Genomic DNA, 745 nt, shown 5'->3' with positions numbered 1-745 from the left:
TTGATGGTTTCGAAAACCCCTGGCTATGCCGGGGGTTCCGGAGAGCTTATAGCGAGGTAACAAAAAAACCTCCTTTCATGGTAGGATAAAGTTGGTTTCCCGACCACTTTATCTCACGCAAGAAGGAGGTATGCCCTTATGAAGGACATGAACAGTTTAGCACATACAACATGGAATTGTAAGTATCACATAGTCTTTGCCCTAAAATACAGAAGGTAAATTATTTATGGCAAATACAAAAAGAGTATAGGACAAATCATAAGAGAGCTATGTGAAAGAAAAGGTGTCATTATACATGAAGCAAATGCCTGTCCGGATCATATCCATATGTTGGTTAGTATTCCACCAAAATTAAGTGTATCGCAGTTCATGGGTTACCTAAAAGGAAAAAAGTAGCCTGATGATATTTGATCGACATGCGAATTTGAAATATCGCTATGGGAATCGGAAATTTTGGTGTCGTGGTTTCTACGTTGATACCGTGGGGAGAAATAAGAAACAAATACAAGAATATATAAGAAATCAGCTGAAAGAAGATTATATGGCTGATCAGCTAACGTTGTTCGAAGAATTCGATCCGTTCACGGGTGAGAAAAATCGGAAGTAAATAAAGAAATTCTTTAGAATTGGTGAGTGAATGTGGTGCAGAAGGGAAACCTTTTCAGTGGGCCTTTAAGGCCGAGGCCGGTAAGAGAGGCTTTTAGCCGCAGAGCAAACCACCAGTTCACACTGGTGGTTTTGATTC

The 745-nt window shown here is 40.0% G+C and carries 1 pseudogene; it reads left to right on the top strand.

The window, feature by feature from the left end:
- Positions 1-138 precede the first annotated feature (138 nt).
- A pseudogene (gene tnpA / locus ACTNDN_RS24920) lies at positions 139-607 on the top strand (IS200/IS605 family transposase).
- Positions 608-745 lie beyond the last annotated feature (138 nt).

This window comes from Niallia sp. HCP3S3_B10 (assembly GCF_052064465.1).
Taxonomy (GTDB): Bacteria; Bacillota; Bacilli; order Bacillales; family Cytobacillaceae; genus Niallia; species Niallia hominis.
Note: the sequence above shows the minus strand (reverse complement) of the source record. Positions and strands in the feature narration are given on the sequence as shown.